General features: G+C 73.6%; 20 protein-coding genes and 1 pseudogene. 15 read left to right on the top strand and 6 right to left on the bottom strand.

Features of this window, described 5'->3' with window-relative positions:
• Positions 1-43: 43 nt before the first annotated feature.
• Both BLS43_RS22570 and BLS43_RS22565 read left to right on the top strand, forming a co-directional pair.
• Complete coding sequence (locus BLS43_RS22570) at positions 44-787, top strand: ABC transporter permease (RefSeq protein ID WP_093088595.1); 744 nt, start codon at positions 44-46, stop codon at positions 785-787.
• Positions 788-1,266: 479 nt separating this feature from the next.
• The gene (locus BLS43_RS22565; protein ID WP_093088591.1) at positions 1,267-1,881 is read left to right on the top strand and encodes a superoxide dismutase; all 615 of its coding nucleotides are present in this window, start codon (positions 1,267-1,269) and stop codon (positions 1,879-1,881) included.
• Here the strand turns inward: BLS43_RS22565 and BLS43_RS22560 are convergent.
• Positions 1,878-2,558 (bottom strand): (2Fe-2S) ferredoxin domain-containing protein, encoded by a 681-nt coding sequence (locus tag BLS43_RS22560; protein WP_093088679.1) that lies wholly within the window; start codon positions 2,556-2,558, stop codon positions 1,878-1,880. The two genes, BLS43_RS22565 and BLS43_RS22560, sit on opposite strands and share 4 nt — an antisense overlap.
• 94 nt (positions 2,559-2,652) lie before the next feature.
• On the opposite strand from BLS43_RS22560, the gene BLS43_RS22555 reads away from it, so the two are divergent.
• The 9 genes from BLS43_RS22555 (at position 2,653) to BLS43_RS22520 (ending at position 9,735) form a co-directional block, all read left to right on the top strand.
• Positions 2,653-4,218, top strand: a complete 1,566-nt coding sequence (locus tag BLS43_RS22555; protein WP_176921485.1) for an ABC transporter substrate-binding protein — start codon at positions 2,653-2,655, stop codon at positions 4,216-4,218.
• 1 nt (position 4,219) lies between these two features.
• The gene (locus BLS43_RS22550) at positions 4,220-5,143 is read left to right on the top strand and encodes an ABC transporter permease (RefSeq protein WP_218129949.1); all 924 of its coding nucleotides are present in this window, start codon (positions 4,220-4,222) and stop codon (positions 5,141-5,143) included.
• Positions 5,140-6,000, top strand: coding sequence for an ABC transporter permease (locus tag BLS43_RS22545; RefSeq protein ID WP_093088584.1), 861 nt, complete (start codon positions 5,140-5,142; stop codon positions 5,998-6,000). The genes BLS43_RS22550 and BLS43_RS22545 overlap by 4 nt, the downstream gene beginning before the upstream one ends.
• A complete protein-coding gene (locus BLS43_RS30615; RefSeq protein WP_218129948.1) occupies positions 5,997-6,578 on the top strand; it encodes an ATP-binding cassette domain-containing protein in 582 nt (193 codons plus the stop codon). Before BLS43_RS22545 ends, BLS43_RS30615 begins: the two co-directional genes overlap by 4 nt.
• Positions 6,512-7,399, top strand: a complete 888-nt coding sequence (locus BLS43_RS30610) for an ABC transporter ATP-binding protein (RefSeq protein ID WP_218129947.1) — start codon at positions 6,512-6,514, stop codon at positions 7,397-7,399. The genes BLS43_RS30615 and BLS43_RS30610 overlap by 67 nt, the downstream gene beginning before the upstream one ends.
• A gap of 89 nt (positions 7,400-7,488) precedes the next feature.
• The gene (locus tag BLS43_RS22535; protein ID WP_093088581.1) at positions 7,489-7,833 is read left to right on the top strand and encodes a PadR family transcriptional regulator; all 345 of its coding nucleotides are present in this window, start codon (positions 7,489-7,491) and stop codon (positions 7,831-7,833) included.
• Positions 7,833-8,201 (top strand): DUF1048 domain-containing protein, encoded by a 369-nt coding sequence (locus BLS43_RS22530; RefSeq protein ID WP_093088578.1) that lies wholly within the window; start codon positions 7,833-7,835, stop codon positions 8,199-8,201. The genes BLS43_RS22535 and BLS43_RS22530 overlap by 1 nt, the downstream gene beginning before the upstream one ends.
• The gene (locus BLS43_RS22525) at positions 8,198-8,974 is read left to right on the top strand and encodes an ABC transporter ATP-binding protein (RefSeq protein WP_093088576.1); all 777 of its coding nucleotides are present in this window, start codon (positions 8,198-8,200) and stop codon (positions 8,972-8,974) included. The genes BLS43_RS22530 and BLS43_RS22525 overlap by 4 nt, the downstream gene beginning before the upstream one ends.
• Positions 8,971-9,735, top strand: a complete 765-nt coding sequence (locus tag BLS43_RS22520) for an ABC transporter permease (RefSeq protein WP_093088573.1) — start codon at positions 8,971-8,973, stop codon at positions 9,733-9,735. The genes BLS43_RS22525 and BLS43_RS22520 overlap by 4 nt, the downstream gene beginning before the upstream one ends.
• A 34-nt stretch (positions 9,736-9,769) precedes the next feature.
• On the opposite strand, the gene BLS43_RS22515 is transcribed toward BLS43_RS22520, so the two are convergent.
• From BLS43_RS22515 to BLS43_RS22505, 3 genes are all read right to left on the bottom strand, one after another.
• Positions 9,770-11,779 (bottom strand): potassium transporter Kup, encoded by a 2,010-nt coding sequence (locus BLS43_RS22515; protein ID WP_176921484.1) that lies wholly within the window; start codon positions 11,777-11,779, stop codon positions 9,770-9,772.
• A gap of 67 nt (positions 11,780-11,846) precedes the next feature.
• A complete protein-coding gene (locus BLS43_RS22510; RefSeq protein WP_093088570.1) occupies positions 11,847-12,176 on the bottom strand; it encodes a nuclear transport factor 2 family protein in 330 nt (109 codons plus the stop codon).
• A 31-nt stretch (positions 12,177-12,207) separates the two neighbouring features.
• Complete coding sequence (locus tag BLS43_RS22505; protein WP_093088568.1) at positions 12,208-12,963, bottom strand: SDR family oxidoreductase; 756 nt, start codon at positions 12,961-12,963, stop codon at positions 12,208-12,210.
• Positions 12,964-13,024: 61 nt separating this feature from the next.
• On the opposite strand from BLS43_RS22505, the gene BLS43_RS22500 reads away from it, so the two are divergent.
• Together BLS43_RS22500 and BLS43_RS22495 are read left to right on the top strand one after the other, a co-directional pair.
• Positions 13,025-13,711 carry a TetR/AcrR family transcriptional regulator gene (locus BLS43_RS22500; RefSeq protein ID WP_093088565.1) on the top strand — a complete coding sequence of 229 codons (687 nt, stop codon included), beginning with the start codon at positions 13,025-13,027 and terminating at the stop codon, positions 13,709-13,711.
• A gap of 51 nt (positions 13,712-13,762) precedes the next feature.
• Positions 13,763-14,053, top strand: coding sequence for an alpha/beta fold hydrolase (locus BLS43_RS22495; RefSeq protein WP_093088562.1), 291 nt, complete (start codon positions 13,763-13,765; stop codon positions 14,051-14,053).
• A 486-nt stretch (positions 14,054-14,539) separates the two neighbouring features.
• Here BLS43_RS22495 and BLS43_RS22490 read toward each other — a convergent pair whose 3' ends face one another.
• Positions 14,540-15,670: an HNH endonuclease gene (locus BLS43_RS22490; RefSeq protein ID WP_176921483.1), complete on the bottom strand. Its 1,131-nt coding sequence runs from the start codon at positions 15,668-15,670 to the stop codon at positions 14,540-14,542.
• Positions 15,671-16,246: 576 nt separating this feature from the next.
• Here BLS43_RS22490 and BLS43_RS31290 point away from each other — a divergent pair.
• Positions 16,247-16,732, top strand: coding sequence for an SDR family NAD(P)-dependent oxidoreductase (locus BLS43_RS31290; protein WP_245707703.1), 486 nt, complete (start codon positions 16,247-16,249; stop codon positions 16,730-16,732).
• Positions 16,729-17,012, top strand: a pseudogene (locus BLS43_RS31750) (SDR family oxidoreductase). The gene BLS43_RS31290 and the pseudogene BLS43_RS31750 overlap by 4 nt, the downstream one beginning before the upstream one ends.
• Before the next feature lie 78 nt (positions 17,013-17,090).
• Here BLS43_RS31750 and BLS43_RS22480 read toward each other — a convergent pair.
• Positions 17,091-17,969: an alpha/beta fold hydrolase gene (locus BLS43_RS22480; RefSeq protein ID WP_093088556.1), complete on the bottom strand. Its 879-nt coding sequence runs from the start codon at positions 17,967-17,969 to the stop codon at positions 17,091-17,093.
• Between the last annotated feature and the right edge of the window lie 39 nt (positions 17,970-18,008).

The raw sequence follows: 18,008 nt of genomic DNA, 5'->3' as shown, positions 1-18,008 counted from the left end.
AGGCGCTCCGCCGGGTCGGAGTCGTGGCGCGAGGGAGGACGGCATGGGCGGGTCGACCGTCGTCGTCGGGTGGCCGCTCGGCGTGGCGCTCGCGGTGCTCGTCGTGCTGACCGTGGCCGCGAGCCTGCTCGCCCGCTTCGACACCGCACGCCAGTCCGCGGTCGCCGCGGTCCGCGCGATCGTCCAGCTCGGCGCCGTCGCCGCGGTCATCCTCGCCGTCGTCCGGTCCTGGTGGTCGACCGCGCTCTTCGTGTCGCTGATGGTCGGCGTCGCGACCTGGACCTCGGCCCGCCGCATGACCCGGGCGCGCAGCGGGCTCCTCGCCGGTGTCGCGCTGATGGCCGGGACCGTGCCGGTGCTGGCCGTCGTCCTCGCCACCGGCACGGTCCCCCTGACCGGGATCGCCGTGGTGCCGATCGCCGGCATCGTCGTCGGCGGTGCCATGACCGCCACGTCCGTCGCAGGCCGACGCGCGCTCGACCAGCTGCAGACCCGACGCGGCGAGTACGAGGCCGCCCTCTCCCTCGGGTTCCTCCCCCGGGACGCCGCGCTCCTCGTGGTCCGCGCGTCCTCGACCGACGCCCTGGTCCCCCCGCTCGACCAGACGCGGACCGTCGGCCTGGTCACCCTCCCCGGCGCCTTCGTCGGCGTGCTGCTGGGCAGCGGAGACCCGGTGCAGGCGGGCGCCGCCCAGATCCTGGTCCTGATCGGCCTGCTCGCCGCCGAGACCCTCGCGGTCTGGGTCGTCCTCGAGCTCGTCGCCCGCGGCCGGATCACCCGGACGTGACACTCACGGGGTCCGACTCGACGGACGGCCGAGGGCGCGACGATCGTGGCCTGAGCCCCGTGATCCGCAGGTCGGGAGCGAAACGGTCGATCATCGACCGCCCCGCTCCCCCACTGTGGATCACCTGCGCGCGATGACGGAGATGTCGCGGCCCGGCGCCCGCCGCGGTGCGCGACGCCACCGCACGCCGGGAGTGAAGGCTCCGCGGGCTGGTCCCCTGCCCGTCGCCGGCTTCGTGTCCGGACGAGGGGACGGACACGAAGAGGGTCGGCCCGCTGCCCGGGCCGACCCTCTTCTGCGTGGGCGCCGAGCTGCCAGAACGACCACCCCACCAGCCCCTGCGACCCGACCGAACGAGCTTGTTGCAAGGTGCTGGCAAGAGTGTAGGTGACCGGCACGACGCCGTCCAGCGCGAGCGGGAGGCAGCAGCAGATATTAGGTTGTTGCCAGATATTGGCATCTAACTCAGTGGAGGACCGATGACCGAGTACACGCTTCCCGACCTGCCCTACGACTACGGCGCACTGGCCCCGCACATCGCGCCCGAGATCATGGAGCTGCACCACTCGAAGCACCACAACACCTACGTCGGCGCGCTCAACCAGACGATCGAGAAGCTCGCCGCCGCCCGGGAGGCCGGGGACTTCGGCGCGATCGTCGGCCTCGAGAAGACCCTCGCCTTCAACCTCGGCGGGCACGTCAACCACTCGATCTTCTGGAAGAACCTCTCCCCCGAGGGCGGCGACAAGCCCTCCGGCGAGCTCGCCGCGGCCATCGACGACTCCTTCGGGTCGTTCGACGCCTTCCAGGCGCACTTCACCGCCGCCGCCACCACCATCCAGGGCTCCGGCTGGGCGATCCTCGGGTGGGACGTCCTGGGCTCCCGCCTCCTCGTGCACCAGCTCTACGACCAGCAGGCGCAGCTGCCCGCGGGCCAGATCCCCGTGGTCATGCTCGACATGTGGGAGCACGCCTTCTACCTGCAGTACAAGAACGTGAAGCCGGACTACGTCAAGGCCTGGTGGAACGTCGTCCACTGGGCGGACGCCGAGGCGCGCTTCACCGCGGCCCGCTCCGGGTCGCTGACCGTCTAGGCCCGACGGCGCCCCACCGCCGGTGGGGCGCCCTCGAGCAGCGCACCGGCCCGGTCGGCGTCCACCGACTCGTGCCACTCGCCCGCCGGGTTGTCGATCACCAACGGGCCGAGGTTGCACGGCCCGAGGCAGCCGACCGGGGTGACCAGGACGTCCTGACCCCTGGCCGCCGCGGCGAGGGCCCGGTGCGTGGCGCCCGCGCCGTAGACGGTGCAGCGGGGCCCGCGGCAGACGAGCAGGTGGCGGGCCGGGTCCTCGCGCACCGACCACGCGGGGCTGCGGAACGCCGCCGGGCTCACCGCCACCGGGGTCGCCTCCCCGCGCGCGAGCTCGGCGATCACCTCGGCCATGCCCGGCGCGGTGACCGGCGGCGGACCCAGCCGCACGAGCAGCTCCGACGCCCGCGACTCGCGCCAGTGCGCCGCGGCGCGGGCGATCCAGTTCCGCAGGTAGGGGTCCGCGGGCAGGGCGAGCGGGACCAGCACCACGTCGTCCTGCGGGCCGGCGAGCCCGGCGATCTCGTCGAGCACCGCGGCGACCGAGGGGTCGGCCTGGTCCAGGTGCGCGATGCGGGCGGGCGCGCCGAGCGCCTCGGTGACCGCCGCGGCGAGCGCGGCCAGCGAACGTTCGTCCACACCGGACGGTGTGGGACGGGCGACGAGTACGACGTGGCGCACGGGACCTCCTCAGATCACAAGAAGTATGTCTGGTTGTTCAGATGTGCGCCTGTTAGCGTCCCCGTGTCGTCATCGGAGATCACTGGAGGCACCCGTGAGCAGGCGCTCCCTCGTGCACAGGCTGGCCGCCTGCGCCGTCGTCCTGACGTTCGCCGCAGGGTGCGCGACGACCGGCGGGAGCGAGCCCGCACCGGCCGGGCCGCCGACGCTGACCCTGGCGACCGGGTTCGCCATCGAGGACCTCGACCCCCTGGAGAGCGGCTACTGGGGCCCGGAGTTCGGCTACGTCGAGCTGTTGATGCGCCCCGAACGCGGCGGCGACCCGACCCCGTGGGTGTTGCAGGCGCTGACCGCTCCGTCACCCACGACCTGGGTGCTGCGGCTGCGCGAGGGTGTCACCTTCCAGAACGGGACGGCGCTGACCGGCGCCGCCCTGGCCGACCTGCTGACCTTCCAGCTCGCCGAGAACCCCGACCTCGTCGCCGCCCTGACCGGTGCGACGGCCGCGGCCACCGGGCCGCTCGAGGTCACCCTCACCACCGCGCGGCCCGCCCCGAACGTGCCGGCGATCCTGGCGGACGAGTCCATGGTCCCGGTCTACGACGTGGCCGCCTACCGGGCCCACCGGGACTCCGGCGCCCCCGCGGCCGACCTCCTCACGGCGGGCCTCTACACCGGCCCGTACGTCGTCGACAGCCTGGACGGGGCGACGATGCAGCTCTCGCCGCGCGCCGACCACTGGGGCGGCGAGCCCGCCCTCGACGACCTGACCCTGCGGTTCGTGCCCGAGGCGGGCGCCCGGATCCAGGCCGTGCAGGCGGGCGAGGCCGACATCGCGCTCTACCCCCCGACGGCGACCGCCCGGACCCTGACCGGGCGGGACGACTCGTACTACGTGACGGGCGCCGCGACCGGCCCGACGTTCGCCTTCGAGCTCAACCAGCGCGAGGCCCCCTTCGACGACGAGCGCGTGCGCCGCGCGGTGTACGCGGGCGTCGACTACCCCGAGCTCGCCGACGAGGTCATGAACGGGCTCTACTCCGCCGCCACCGGCCTCTACGCCGAGTCCCGGCCCTGGGCCGAGCGGACCCAGACCTTCGACGCCGCCCGGGCGGGTGCGCTGCTGGACGAGGCGGGCTGGACCCGGACCGGAGACGGTCCCCGCACCCGGGAGGGTCGCGAGCTGCGGTTCACGATGCTCACCTACCCCCAGCAGCCGGACGCGGACACCCTCGGCCTGGCCGTGCAGGCGCAGCTCGCGCGGCTCGGCGTCGGGGTGGACATCCGGCAGGTCCCCGACATCGAGGACGCGGTCGACGCCCCGACCGGCTGGCAGGCCGCCATCCGCGGCCAGGGCTTCATCTCCTTCGGCGGCGACTACCTGACGCCACTGACGAACCTGCTGCGCACCGGCGGACCGGCCAACCACACCGGGACGAGCGACGCCGAGCTCGACGGCCTGATCGCCGAGCTCGCCGTCACCACCGACACCGCCGCCCGCGACGACCTCCTCCGCCGGATCCAGACCCTGGTCTCGTCCCGCGGCTACTACGGCTACCTCGGCATGCGGCTCCCGGCCGTGGTGACCGGCCCGGAGTGGCGGAACTACCCCGTGCCGATCTCCAACCTCTGGGTGGACGCCCGGACCGCACCGGCCTGACGTGCTGGTCCTGCGCCGACTCGGACAGGCCCTGGTGACCCTCGCCGGGGCGGGCGTGCTGGTGTTCGCCATGCTCGCCGCCACCCCGGGCGACCCCGCCCGACGGGTCCTCGAGGCCCGCGGCGTCACCGAGCCCGGGCCGCCCGCCGTCGCCGCCGTGCGCGCGGAGCTGGGCCTGGACGACCCCCTCCTCGTGCGCTTCGGCAGCTGGGCCGCCGACGCCGCCCGGGGGGACCTCGGCACGTCCTGGCGGACCGGCCGCCCGGTGTCCGACGAGTTCGCCGCCCGCCTGCCCGCCACCCTGCGGCTGACCACCGCGGCGCTGGCGCTGGCGGTCACGGCGGCCCTGCTCCTGGGCGCGACCGCGGCGCTCGGCGCGGGCCGGTGGCCGGACGTGCTCGCGCGCGGGATCGCCCTCGCCGTGCTCGTCGTCCCCGGCTTCGTGGTCGGCATCGTGGTGCTCGACCTCGTCGTGGTCCGGGCCGGGCTGGGCCGGGTGATCGCCGACGGCACGTGGGCGACGGTGTTCCTCCCCGCGCTCACCCTGGCCCTCGGGTCGATCGCCACCTGGTCCCGGGTCCTGCGCACGAGCCTGCTGGAAGCCGGGTCGGCGGCACACCTGCGGGTCAGCGCCGCCCGCGGCGCGAGCCCGCGGCGGCGGCTGCTCGTGCACCAGCTGCCCCACGCCGCAGCCCCGTTCCTGACGATGGTCGGGCTCGGCACCGCGGCCCTGATCGGCGGGGCGCCCATCGTGGAGAGCGTGTTCACCTGGCCCGGGATCGGCCGCTACACGGTCGAGGCGATCAACGCCCGGGACATGCCCGTCGTCGTCGGGTTCACCCTCGTCGCCGTCCTGACCTACGTGCTGGCCGGGCTCGTCGTGGACCTCCTGTGCGCGGCCGTCGACCCCCGGCTGCGCGCATGAGCGTCCTCACCCGCACCGCGCCGCGGCTCCGCGAGGTGCACCAGCCGCTCTGGCGGGCGCTGCTCGCCCGACCGGCGGCCCGGGTCGGGCTCGCGCTCGGGCTGGTCCTCGTGCTGGCCGCCGCCGTCGGGCCGCTGTTCCTCCCGGATCCGGACGTGCCGGACTACACCGACCAGCTCGCCCCACCCGGTGCCGGGCACTGGCTGGGCACCGACACCGCCGGGCGCGACCTGCTGGCCCGCACCCTCGCCGGAGCCCGCACGTCCCTCGGCGCCGCCGCCCTGGTGACGGCCCTCGCCGCGCTGATCGGATTGGTCGTGGGCACCCTCGCCGGCGCGCTCGGCGGGGCGGTCGACACCGTGCTGACCCGGCTGACCGACGTCCTGCTGGGGCTGCCGAGCCTCGTGCTCACCCTCGCCGTCGTCGGGGTGCTCGGGCCCGGGTACGGCAACCTCGTCCTCGCCATGGCGGTGACGAGCTGGGCGGGGATCGCCCGGCTCGCCCGCGCCGTCGCGCGCGGGGCGCTGTCCCGGCCGGACGTCCTCGCCGCCCGGATGGCCGGGGTGGGCCCGGTCCGCGCGGTGCTCCGCCACGTCCTGCCCGGCGTCGCGGTGCAGGTCGCGGTGGCCGCGACGCTCGGCCTCGGCGAGGCCGTGCTCACCCTGGGCGGGCTGTCGTTCCTCGGCCTGGGCGCCCAACCGCCGACCGCCGAATGGGGCACCATGCTGGCCGCGGGCCGCGACACCTTCGCCTACGCCCCCTGGCAGCTCGTCGGCCCCGGGCTCGGCCTGGTCCTCGCCGTCGCCGCGGCCACCCTGGTGAGCGACGCCCTCCGCGACGTCACCGAGCCGACATGACCGCGCTGCGCGTCCGGGACCTGACGGTCGTCTACCCGAACGGCCACCGCGCGCTGGAGTCGATCAGCCTCACGGTGCCCGCCGGGGAGCGGTGGGCCGTGGTGGGTCGCTCCGGCAGCGGCAAGACCACCCTGGTCCGGGCCGTCCTCGGGCTGCTGCCTGCGGGAACCCGGGTCACGGGCAGCATCGAGGTCGCGGGCCGGGAGATCGTCGGGCGCCCCGAACGGGAGCTGCGGGCCCTGCGCGGGCGGGCCGTCGGGTACGTCCCCCAGGATCCCTTCGCCGCCTGCGACCCGCTGCGCAGCGTCGGCCACCACGTCGAGGAGGCCTGGCGGGCCCACCGGCTGCCGGTGCCCGCCGGGGCGGTGGCCGCCGGGCTCGCCGAGGTCGACATCGCCGACCCCGCGGACCGGGCCCGCCGGTTCCCGCACCAGTGGTCGGGCGGCATGCTCCAGCGCGCCACACGGCCCACGACCCGGCGCTCACCCTCGCCGACGAGCCGACCAGCGCGTTGGACGCCGAGCTCGCCGACGACGTCCTCCACACGGTCCGCCGACGCAGCGCCGCCCTGCTGCTGATCAGCCACGATCTCGCCCTCGTCGCCCGCCACGCCGAGCACGTGGTCGTCCTGGCCGACGGCCGCGAGGTCGACCGGGGTCGCTGCGCCGAGCTGCTCGGCTCCCCGACGGTCCCCGAGACCCGCACCCTCGTCGAGGCCGCCACGCCGCCCCCGCGGCGCACGCCGTCGGCCGCCACCGGCGACCCCGTCGCCGAGGTGCGGGGGGTCACCCGGCGCTACGGCACGGTCCTCGCCGTCGACGACGTGTCCCTCGCCCTGCGCCCCGGTGAGATCGTGGGCGTCGTCGGACGCTCCGGATCCGGGAAGTCCACCCTCGCCCGGCTCGTCGCAGGCCTCGAACCCCCCGACACCGGCACCGTCGCCCTCGCCGGGCGGACGACCGCCGGTCGGCGGCTGCGCCCCGGCTACGTGATGCCCGTCTTCCAGGACCCCGTCGCGAGCCTCGACCGCCGCTGGCCGCTGTGGCGGACCCTCGCCGAGCCCGTCCGAGCCCGCGGCGACACGCTCAGCCGGGAGGCCGCCGCCCGCGCCCTCGCCGACGTGGGGCTCGACGTGGACCTCGACCGCCGCCCGGGCAGCCTCTCGGTCGGCCAGGCCCAACGGGTCGCCCTCGCCCGCGCCCTGCTCGCCGAGCCCGCCCTCCTGGTCGCCGACGAGCCCACCGCCAGCCTGGACGTCGCCACCACCGCGGCCGTCACCGACCTGCTCCGGCACCTGGCCGACCGCGGCACCGCCCTGCTCGTGGTCAGCCACGACCGGGCCCGGCTCGCCGGCTACGCCGACCGCGTCCTCACCATGGCGGCGGGGCGGCTCGACTGACCGGGTCGCTATTCAGCGTTGCGGAGTACCGGTACTCGGTGTAGCTTCATACCGGTAGTCAGCGACACCGAGTAGATGGGAGGTGAGCGATGGCGAACCAGATGACCGAGATGCTCAAGGGCACGCTCGAAGGCATCGTCCTCGCGGTGCTGTCCGCGCGCCCGGCCTACGGCTACGAGATCACCGCGCGGCTGCGCGAGCAGGGCTTCGCGGACATCGTCGAGGGGACCGTGTACGCGCTGCTGATCCGGGTCGAGAAGCGCGGCCTGGTGGACGTGGAGAAGGTCCCCTCCGAGAAGGGCCCGCCGCGCAAGGTCTACACGCTCAACCCGCGAGGCCGCGCACAGCTCGAGGAGTTCTGGACCACCTGGGACTCCCTCACCGCGCGGATCGAACGGCTCCGCACCGAACACCTGACGACGAAGGAGACCTGATGGCCGCCAAGTGGATCGACACCCTGACCGGGTCGCTCGAGCAGAAGAAGCAGTACCGCCGGGACCGGGACCGCATCGCGGGCCTGCCCGAGCCCTACGGCACGGCCGCGAAGGCGATGCAGCGGTACCTCACGTACTTCGGGGGCATCGTCGACGGCGACATCCTGATCACGATGCACACCGACCTGGCCGACCTGTGGGAGCGCGCCGCGACCGACGGCACCCCGGTCCGCGAGATCGTCGGTGACGATCCCGTCGGCTTCGCCGAGGACTTCGCGCGGGCCTACGAGGCCGAGCACTGGATCGACAAGGAGCGGGCCCGCTTCACGCGGGCGATCGAGGACGCCGAACGGGGTGAGCAGAAGTGAGCACCGAGACCGCGATCCGGGCCCGCGGCATCCGGAAGTCCTACGGCGACCTGGAGGTCCTGCGCGGCGTCGACCTCGACGTGGCCTCCGGCAGCATCGTCGCCCTCCTGGGGTCCAACGGCGCGGGCAAGACCACCCTCGTCCGGATCCTGTCCACGCTGCTCACCGCGGACGAGGGCACCGCGACGGTGCACGGCTTCGACGTGGGCACGGCCCCCGCGGACGTCCGCCGGTCGATCAGCCTGACCGGCCAGTTCGCCGCCGTCGACGAGATGCTCACCGGCCGGGAGAACCTCGTGCTCGTCGCGAGGCTGCGCCACCTGCGCACCCCCGGCGCGATCGCCGACGACCTGCTCGCACGCTTCTCCCTGACCGACGCCGGACCGCGCCGGGCCGCCACCTACTCGGGCGGGATGCGCCGCAGGCTCGACATCGCCATGAGCCTCATCGGCGACCCGCCGGTGATCTTCCTCGACGAGCCCACCACCGGTCTCGACCCGCAGGCGCGGATCGAGGTGTGGGACGCCGTCAAGGACCTCGCCCGGGGCGGCACGACCGTGCTGCTCACCACCCAGTACCTCGACGAGGCCGAGCAGCTCGCGGACCGGATCGCGATCCTGCACCGGGGCACGATCGTGCAGCACGGCACCCTCGCCGAGCTGAAGCGGCTGCTTCCGCCCACCGAGGTCGTCCACGTCGAGAAACAGCCCACCCTGGAAGAGGTCTTCCTCAGCCTGGTGGGCCCCGTCCCGCACCACGAGGAGTCGTCATGACCGCGTACGCACTGGCCGACACCCGCGCCCTGACCGGCCGCTCGCTGCGCCACATCCTGCGCAGCCCCGACACGGTCGTCACCACCGCGATCACCCCGATCGCGCTGATGCTGCTGTTCGTCTACGTCCTCGGCGGCGCGATCGACACCGGGTCCGGCGGCTCCTACGTCGACTACCTGCTGCCCGGCATCCTGCTCGTCACGATCGCCTCCGGCGTGGCCTACACCTCGTACCGACTGTTCCTTGACCTGAAGGGCGGGATCGTCGAGCGGTTCCGGTCGATGCCGATCGCCAGGTCCAGCGTGCTCTGGGCGCACGTCCTCACCTCGGTGGTGGCGAACCTCGCCTCCGTCGCGGTCGTCGTCGCCGTCGCGCTGGCGATGGGCTTCCGCACCGGGGCGTCGGTCGGCGCCTGGCTCGCGGTCGTCGGCATCCTGGCCCTGTTCACCCTGGCCCTGACCTGGCTCGCGGTGATCGCCGGGCTCTCGGCGAAGTCGGTCGACGGGGCGAGTGCCTTCAGCTACCCGTTGATCTTCCTGCCGTTCGTGAGCTCCGCGTTCGTGCCCACCGACTCGATGCCCGGCCCGATGGCGTGGTTCGCCGAGCACCAGCCCGTGACGTCCATCGTGGACACCCTCCGCGCGCTGTTCGCGGGACAGCCCGTCGGCGGGGGGATCTGGGTGGCACTGGGTTGGCTGGTCGGCATCCTGGTGCTGGGCCACGTGCTCGCCGTCGCCACCTACCGGAAGCGGATCGGCTGACAGTGCGGAGTCACGGCTCGGGTCACGGCTCGGATCACAGCTCGACGCGGGAGCCCATCACCACGGTCCGGTCCACGGGGAGCTTGAAGTAGCCCGCGGGCGTGGCGGCGTTGTGGGCCAGGCCGATGAACAGCCGCTTGCGCCACGACCGCAGACCCGGTTGGGTGCCGCGCTCGATCGTCATGCGGGACAGGAAGTACGAGGCCTCGGCGGGCTCGAAGTCCAGCTCGTCGGACAGCCCGCGCGCCTCCTGCAGGACCGCCGGGATGTCCTGGGAGTCCTGGAAGCCGAACCGGGCGCTGACGTGGACGATGCCGTCGTCCTGCGGGCCGAGCTGGTCGACGCTCACGCGCTGCCCCGCCGGCACGTGGGGCACCTGCTCGGTCAGCACCGACACGATCACCACGCGCTCGTGCAGCACCCGGTTGAACCGCACGTTGGCCCGCAACGCCAGCGGCGCCGTCTCGCTGGTCGGGTGCGGGAACACCGCCACCCCGGCCACCCGCGGCACCTCGTGGTCGCGCATCTCGTCCACGAACTCGGCCAGGGAGCCCTCCAGGTCCCGGCGCCGGGCGGTCACGATCCGGCGGCCGCGCTGCCAGGTCGTCATCACCGTGACCACCACGACCGCCACCAGGATCGGCAGCCAGCCGCCGTGGGCGATCTTGGTCAGGTTCGCGGCGAAGAACAGCAGCTCGAGCCCGCCGAACACCACCGCCGTCAGCGCGATCCGCCACCACGGCCACCGCCAGGCCGTCGCCGCGTAGACGAGCAGCAGCGTCGTGGTGAGCAGCAGCGTCCCGGTCACCGCCAACCCGTAGGCGGTGGCCAGGCGCTCCGAGCTGCCGAACACCACGATCAGCACCACCACGCCGCCGTAGAGCAGCCAGTTCACCGCGGGCACGTAGATCTGGCCGCTCTCCTGCTGGGACGTGTGCCGCACCGTCAGCGCGGGCAGGTAGCCCAACCGCACCGCCTGCCGCGACACCGAGAACGCCCCGGAGATCACCGCCTGCGAGGCGATCACCGTGGCCAGGGTCGCCAGCACCACCAGCGGCAGCTGCGCCCAGCCCGGCGCCAGGAGGTAGAACGGGCTCCGCGCGGCGGACGGGTCCTCGACGATCAGCGCCGTCTGGCCCAGGTAGTTCAGGATCAGCGCCGGGAAGACCAGGACGAACCAGGCGACGCGGATCGGCCGGCGGCCGAAGTGGCCCATGTCCGCGTACAGCGCCTCGGCACCGGTGATCGCCAGCACGACGGCGCCCATCGCCAGGAACGCCGTGAACGGGTGGTCGACGATGAACGCCACCGCGTACGTCGGGGACAGGCCCAGCAGCACACCGGGGTGCGCGACGATGTGCGGGACCCCCAGCACGGCCAGCGTGAGGAACCACAGCACCATCACCGGCCCGAACAACCGCCCCACCCGGTGGGTCCCCCACCGCTGCACCACGAACAGCAGCGTCAGGATGCCCAGGCCCACCGGCAGCACCAGCTCGGCCAGCTGCGGCCGGGCGATCTCGAGGCCTTCCACGGCCGAGAGCACCGAGATGGCCGGGGTGATCAGCGAGTCGCCGTAGAACAGCGACGCGCCCACCACGCCGAGGGCCAACGCGACGGCGGCGCGGCGGGCGAAGGGCCGCGACACCCTCTGGACCAGCGCGGCGAGCGCCATGATGCCGCCCTCGCCGTCGTTGTCCGCCCGCAGCACCAGCGTCACGTACTTGATCGTGACCACGACCGTCACGGCCCAGAAGATCAGCGACACGACGCCGTAGACGTCGTCCACCGTCGGCTTCACCGCACCGTCGTCGATCGAGAACACCGTCTGGACGGCGTAGAGCGGGCTGGTGCCGATGTCCCCGAACACGATGCCGAGCGCACCCAGCACGAGCCCGCCCCAGCCGCCGCCGTGCGCCGCGGGATGGAGATCGTCCCGCGCGGGCGGCGGCGCCGGGCTCCCGGCCGCCGGAGCCCCGGCGTCGGGCCCGCACGACTCGACGGTCGTGGGCTCGGACGAGGTGGGTGCGTCGGACTGGTCCACGGGCGCAGTCTGCTCCGCCGACCGCACCCGGGCACGTCGGCCCGCCGTAGCGGGCCGGACGGGGCCGTCAGCCCTCGCGGATGGTCATCGAAGCGATCTTGTCACCGTCGACGTCGAAGACGAACCGGGAGCGTCCGTTCGCGTGGTTCGATCTCCAGTCGCCGACGACGGTCACCGTGCTCCCGGCGACGTCGACCTCCTCGACCGTGAGGGTGCCACGGGAGCCGATGAACTCCTTGTCGCTCCATGTCTTGATGGCGGCCCGCCCGGTGAAGGTGCGCCCCCAGTCGTCGACCACGCCCTCGGCGACGAAGGCGTCCAGGAACGCGCCCTCGTCGTGGGCGTTGACGTGCTCGATGAACGAGGCCACCGGTTCGGGCACCGACGGTGTGGTCATGCTCGGATCCTCCTCCACGTCGGGATCGCGGTCAGTGGGTGGTGTACCCACCGTTGGCGAAGATCGTCTGGCCGGTGATCCACCAGCCCTCGGACGCCAGGAACCGCACGATCGGGGCGATGTCCTCGATCTGGGTGAGCTGCCCGCCCATGGCCTGGGACTTGTGGAACTCCACGCGCTCGGGGGTCTCCTGGCCGTAGAAGAACGGGGTGTCCATCGGGCCCGGCGCGACCGCCGTGACGGAGATGCCCCGACCCGCGAACTCCTTGGCCGCGGCCCGGGTGAAGTGCTCGACCGGCGACTTGCCGCCCGCGTAGGTCGAGTACCCGTCGGTGAAGGCGGCCAGCAGGGCGGTGACGATCGTGATGATCTTCCCACCGTCGGCCAGGTGCCTGCCCGCCTCCTGGATGAAGAAGTACGCGGCCTTGGCGTTGATGTCGAACATCGAGTCGTACTCGTCCTCGGTGGTCTCCAGGATCGGCTTGCGCAACACCCTGCCGACCGTGTTCACCGCGACGTCGATGGTCCCGATCGCCGACTCGGCGGCGGTGAACAGCGCGGCGACGTTCGCCGGGACCGTGAGGTCACCCTGGAAGATCGCCCCCTTCACCCCGAGCGCCTCGACGGCCGCGAGAGTCTCCTCCGCCTCCGCCCGACTCGAGTCGGAGTTGTAGTGGATCGCGACGTTCGCGCCCGCCGCGGCCACCTGGCGGGCGATCAGCCCACCGAGGTTCTTCGCCCCGCCACCGACGAGAACGTTCTTGCCCTGGAGCGTGTGCTCGGCCATGTGCCTCCCCTAACGCTGATATGCATCGAAGTATCATCGATACAGGAGCTACCGTAGCAGCGTGGCGGAGCACGCGGGAGGTGACACCCGGCAGCGACTGATCGCCGCGGCCGTGGACCTGATCGCCGCCACGCCGGGCGAGGACTTCTCGTTGCGCGCGGTGTGCGACGCGGTGGGCGTGAAGCTGCCGACGCTGTATCACTTCTTCGGCTCGAAGCAGGGCCTCGTCGACGCGGTCGTCGAGCACGGCTTCGATCTCTACCTCGGCGGGAAGGCCGCGACCGAGTCCTCCGGGGACCCGATCCAGGACATCCGGGCGGGCTGGGACGTCCACGTCGCCTTCGGGCTGGCGAACCCGGGCTTCTACACGCTGATGTACGGCAAGGTCCGACCCGGCCACTCCCCTGCCGCACAGGCCCGCCCGAGCGAGATCCTGCGCGCGCTGACCGCTCGGGCCGCGGCGCAGCACCGGCTCGTGGTGCCCTCGGAGCAGGCGGCGGCGCACGTCCTCGTCGCGAACATCGGCGTGACCCTGCGCCAGATCGTCCTCGCGACCCCGGATCCGGCGCTGTCGGCTGCCGTGCGGGAGGGCGTGATCGCGGCGATCACCGGCACCGGCACGCTGCGGGACGACCCGCTCGCCGCCGCGATGGAGATCGCCGCCGCACACCCCGACGTGCTGGGCCGCACCCAGACGACGCTGCTCATCGAGTGGCTCACCGCGCTGGCGGAGCGCCGGTCGGGCTGAGCGTCGCGACCCCAGTGCGACAGTTCGGCGCCCGCGGTGGGCTCCGCCGGAATGCCGCATGGCGCCGTCCTCGACGAGCTCGGCGACCGCTACCGCATCGTCGCCTACGACCACCGCAACCACGGCGAGTCGGGGTCCATCGACAACGGCGCCCGCGTCGCGTCGCCGGCGCAGGACCTCGCCGAGCTGCTCGACCACCTGGGCGTCGAGAAGGCCCGCCTGCTCGCCAACTCGCTGGGTTGTTCGGTGCTGTGGTCCTACGTGGACCCGCACGGCACGGACCGGGTCTCGTCGCTGGTCCTCGTCGACCAGCCGAGCCTCTGCGCGCTGACCCGTGGCTGACCGAGGCGGACGCCGGACAGGTCGGCGCGATCATGGACGTCGTGGGGGCGGACCCGGCGCCTCCGCTGTGCAGGTACTCCGTGAGGGTCTCGACGAGCCGCCCGTGCGGGTCCGCCGCCTGCAGCGCGCCGAGCGCCTCCGGCACGACGGTGTCGTCCATCTCCTCGGTCGGGATCCGGGCCAGCAGCTGCAGGACGCCGATCGCACCCCCGTGCGCCACGTCGCCCCGGTCGAGCAGCGGCACCGCCCGGGCCGCGAGGTCGGCCTGCCGACGGGAGCGCCACCCCCTGCGCGAGCACGTGGGCGATCGTGCGGCTGCCGGGGTCCCGGTTGAGCACGCCCTTGATGCGGACCGGGTCCTCGTCGCAGTAGTGCCTGTTCGTGTACAGCAGCCGGATGCCCGGGTCGTTGACGACGACGGACCGGCCCAGCTGCTCACCGAGCTGGTCGATGCGCCGCTGGACCTCCGAGCTCACCCGCCGGACCCTACAACCGCAACGCGTAACGGCGTCCGGTCGGCGTGACGGTGGCCGCGCCCTCCATACTCCACCCGGCCTGTTCACGCACCTGGTTGTGGAAGGCGCAGGCACCGCGGCCGTTCTCCAGGCTCGTCACCCCGCCTTCGGACCAGCGTCTGCGGTGGTCGAGATGCTCGATCGGGGCGTCACACCCCGGTTCGGTGCAGCGGCCCCGGTCGCGGGCGCGGATCCAGTCGGCGAGGACGCCGCCGAAGGCGCGGCGGCGGGAGTCGCCGCCGATGACGATGCCGTCCCGGGTGACCAGCCGCCGCCACCCCACACAGGTGGCCTCGTCCAGCAGAGCGGTGGGCCCGAACCCGGGGATCTCCGCCGGCAGGGGCGAGTCGGGGTCCAGGAGCGATTCGAGCGGTACGAGAACCTGGATCTCCACCTGCGCCGGCGTGGTGGCGCTCTGTCCGGTCAGGCGTTCGACGAGGGTGTCGGCCATGATCTGTCCGCGGGTGCGGGTGACCGGCTCGGCGCCGACCCAGTGCTCGGTGACCGCCTTACACAGCGCCGCATAACAGGTGATGGCCTGCTCCATCGGCAGCAGCGCCCGGATCAGCGCCATGCCGTCTTCGGCGGGGGAGATCGTGACGTGCCGGTCCCGACGGGCGGCACGGGCGCGTTCGGCGAAGGTCTCCGGCGCCACCGCCGCCGCGACCGTCCGGGCGAGGTCGGCGATTCGCCGCACCCCGAGCAGGGGCAGGTCATGGAGCGAGAGTCGGCGGTCGAGCTCGGCGCGTGGGGTGGGGTCGAGGTGTCTGCCCGCGGCGACGATCGCGGCGACCCGCCGCTCGTCCAGCTCCCCGGCGGCGAACGCCTCCCGGACGTTGTCCAGCCCGGCGTGCAGGTCCCGGGCGAGTCGTAGCTGGGTGCGGGCCCGGGTGGGCGAGACGCGCAGGGCGAACCCGAGCTGCCCGACGATGCTCGCCTCGACCCGTTCGGGATCGACCAGCGCCTCCTCCAGACGGGCTTCGACCTCCCGCTGCGCCGCCGCCCGGACCTCTTCGGCGATCTCGGCGTCGATCCGGTTCCGCAGTGCGACCAGCCGCTCGATCCGAGCGAAACCCGCGGCCCGCTCCTCCCGCGACGGCACGACACGTGTCGCCGCACGAGGATCCGCCAGGCTCGTGACTATGGAGCCATAGTAGCAGTTCAGCGCACCAAAATCGAACATACGTTCCCGTTGCTCCCTCCCGCCACCGCTCCTCGAGGTGATGTCTCAGGTCTCGCAGAAGATCCGCGCCGGCGCCGCCGAGGAGGCGCCGCCGCCAGGCTCACCGCGGCCGTCTTGTCGTGCACGCTGATCGGACCGTGGCAGCGCCCGGACGCCTCCCGGGCGGCCCGCCCCGACCGCCTGTGCCTTGACTGCTCACCGGCCTCGACGGACTCGGCCGCGGCCACCGCGACCGGGGCTTCAGCACGGCCTCGGGCCCGTCGTCCCGGGCACGCTTGCGAAGCGACGCAACGAGGACGACGAGCAGGCCGTCTCCGCGGTTGTCACGATCCATCTCACCGGCGTCGCCGTCCGACACTCTGTCGGGGTCGCGGTCGGGTCCGCTCGTCAGCGGGCGGTTGTCCCGGTGCGGAGCCGCTCGGCACGCTGGCCCGACCGACAGTGCCGAGGAGGTCGCCGAGGAGGACGGGTGCGTTCGAGGGCCGTGTCGCGCTCGTGTTCGGCGCAGGCTCCCGGGGCGGGGCGCTCACCAACGGCCGGGCGGCGGCCCTCGCCTACGCCAGGGCGGGTGCCGCGGTCGCCGTGGTCGACGTGGACGCCGAGGCGGCGCAGTGCACCGTGGACGGGATCACCGCGGAGGGCGGCAGCGCCCTCGCCCTCGCCGCCGACGTGACCGACGAGGACTCCGTCGCGGCGGTCGTCGACGCCGCCGTCGAGGCCCTGGGGACCCCGTCGGTCCTGCACAACAACGTCGGCGTCACCGTGCTCGGCGCGGTCGACTCGCTCAGCACGGCCGACTGGGAGCGCGGCCTCGCGCTCAACGCCACCGGCGCGTTCCTCACCTGCCGCAACACCCTGCCCCACATGGCGGCGGGGCGCGGGGCGCGGGGCGATCGTGAACGTGTCCTCGCCGGCCGCGGTGCGCCACACCGGCTACCCCTACCCGGCCTACATGGCGGGCAAGGCCGCTCGACCAGCTGACCGTCTCGATCGGCCTGACCTACGCGCGCCGCGGCATCCGGGCGAACGCGATCCTGCCCGGCCTGATCGCCACGCCGCTGGTCGGCGCCCAGCTGCACGCCGACGACGCCGCCCGCGCCCGGGCGGACCGGAACGCCGCCAGCCCGACCGGCCGGATGGGCACCCCTGGGACGTGGCCCACGCGGCGGTGTTCCTGGCCTCCGACGCCGCCGCCTACGTAAACGGGGTCCTCCTCCCGGTCGACGGCGGCCTCGCCGCGACGGTGGCGACCGGCGGCTGACGAGGGCCGCCGCCCGCGTGCACGCCGAACTCCCCGACGCGTGTGCGGGCGCACCGCACCGCAGGACCGGCCCGGCGGTCAGTCCGCGGGTCCGGGCGCCGAGCCGACGGGATCGGTGGCGGGCGGCCGCCCGACGAAGTCGAGCAGAGCCGGGTTGACGATCTCCGCGTGGGTGACGGCGATGCCGTGCGGCCCGCCCTCGATCTCGACGACCTCCGCCGCAGGCACGAACTCGGGCACCCTGCGGGCGCCGAACACGATGGGGATGTTGGTGTCCTCGGTGCCGTGCAGCACCAGGAGCGGCACCTCGATCGCGCGCAGGTCGTCCCGGAAGTCCTCCTGCCACGAGTCGACGCAGTGGAGGGTGGCGTACGCACCGGCGTCGGCGGCGACGCGGAAGTTCTGCCTCAGCGCCGCCCGACTGATGCGCCAGCCGAGGTTCTGCGCCGCGACGTAGTGCTGGAGGAGGTAGTTCTCCAGGTACTGGAAGCGGTCGCGGCGGATCAGGCCCTGGATTCCGGCGAAGACCTCGGCCGGGATGCCCGCCGGATCGTCGTCGGACGCGACGAGCTGGGGACCGAACGCCGAGAGCATGACCAGGGAACGCACCCGGTCCGTCCCGTGCCTGCGGAGGTAGCGCCCGATCTCGGCGGTCCCCATCGAGTGGCCGACGAGGGTCGCGTCCCGCAGGTCGAGGTGGGCCAGCAGGGCGGCGAGATCGTCGGCGAAGGTGTCGAAGTCGAACCCCGTCGTCGGCCTGCCGCTCCGGCCGAAGCCGCGGCGGTCGTAGGTGACGACGCGGTAGCCGGCCTCGAGCAGCGGGATGGCCTGCGGCTCCCACGAGGTGCCGTCCAGCGGGAACCCGTGGCTCAGCACGATCGGGCGGCCCGATCCGTGGTCGGTGTAGTGGATCTCGATGGGGACGCCGTTCTCGGTCCCGACGGTGACGGTGGGCATGGTCTCGTTCTCCCTGGTCGACGTGTGGTGGACGGTCCC

The organism is Pseudonocardia oroxyli (assembly GCF_900102195.1).
Classification (GTDB): Bacteria; Actinomycetota; Actinomycetes; order Mycobacteriales; family Pseudonocardiaceae; genus Pseudonocardia; species Pseudonocardia oroxyli.
The sequence above is the reverse complement of the archived record's forward strand: the minus strand, read 5'-3'. Positions and strand labels throughout refer to the sequence as shown.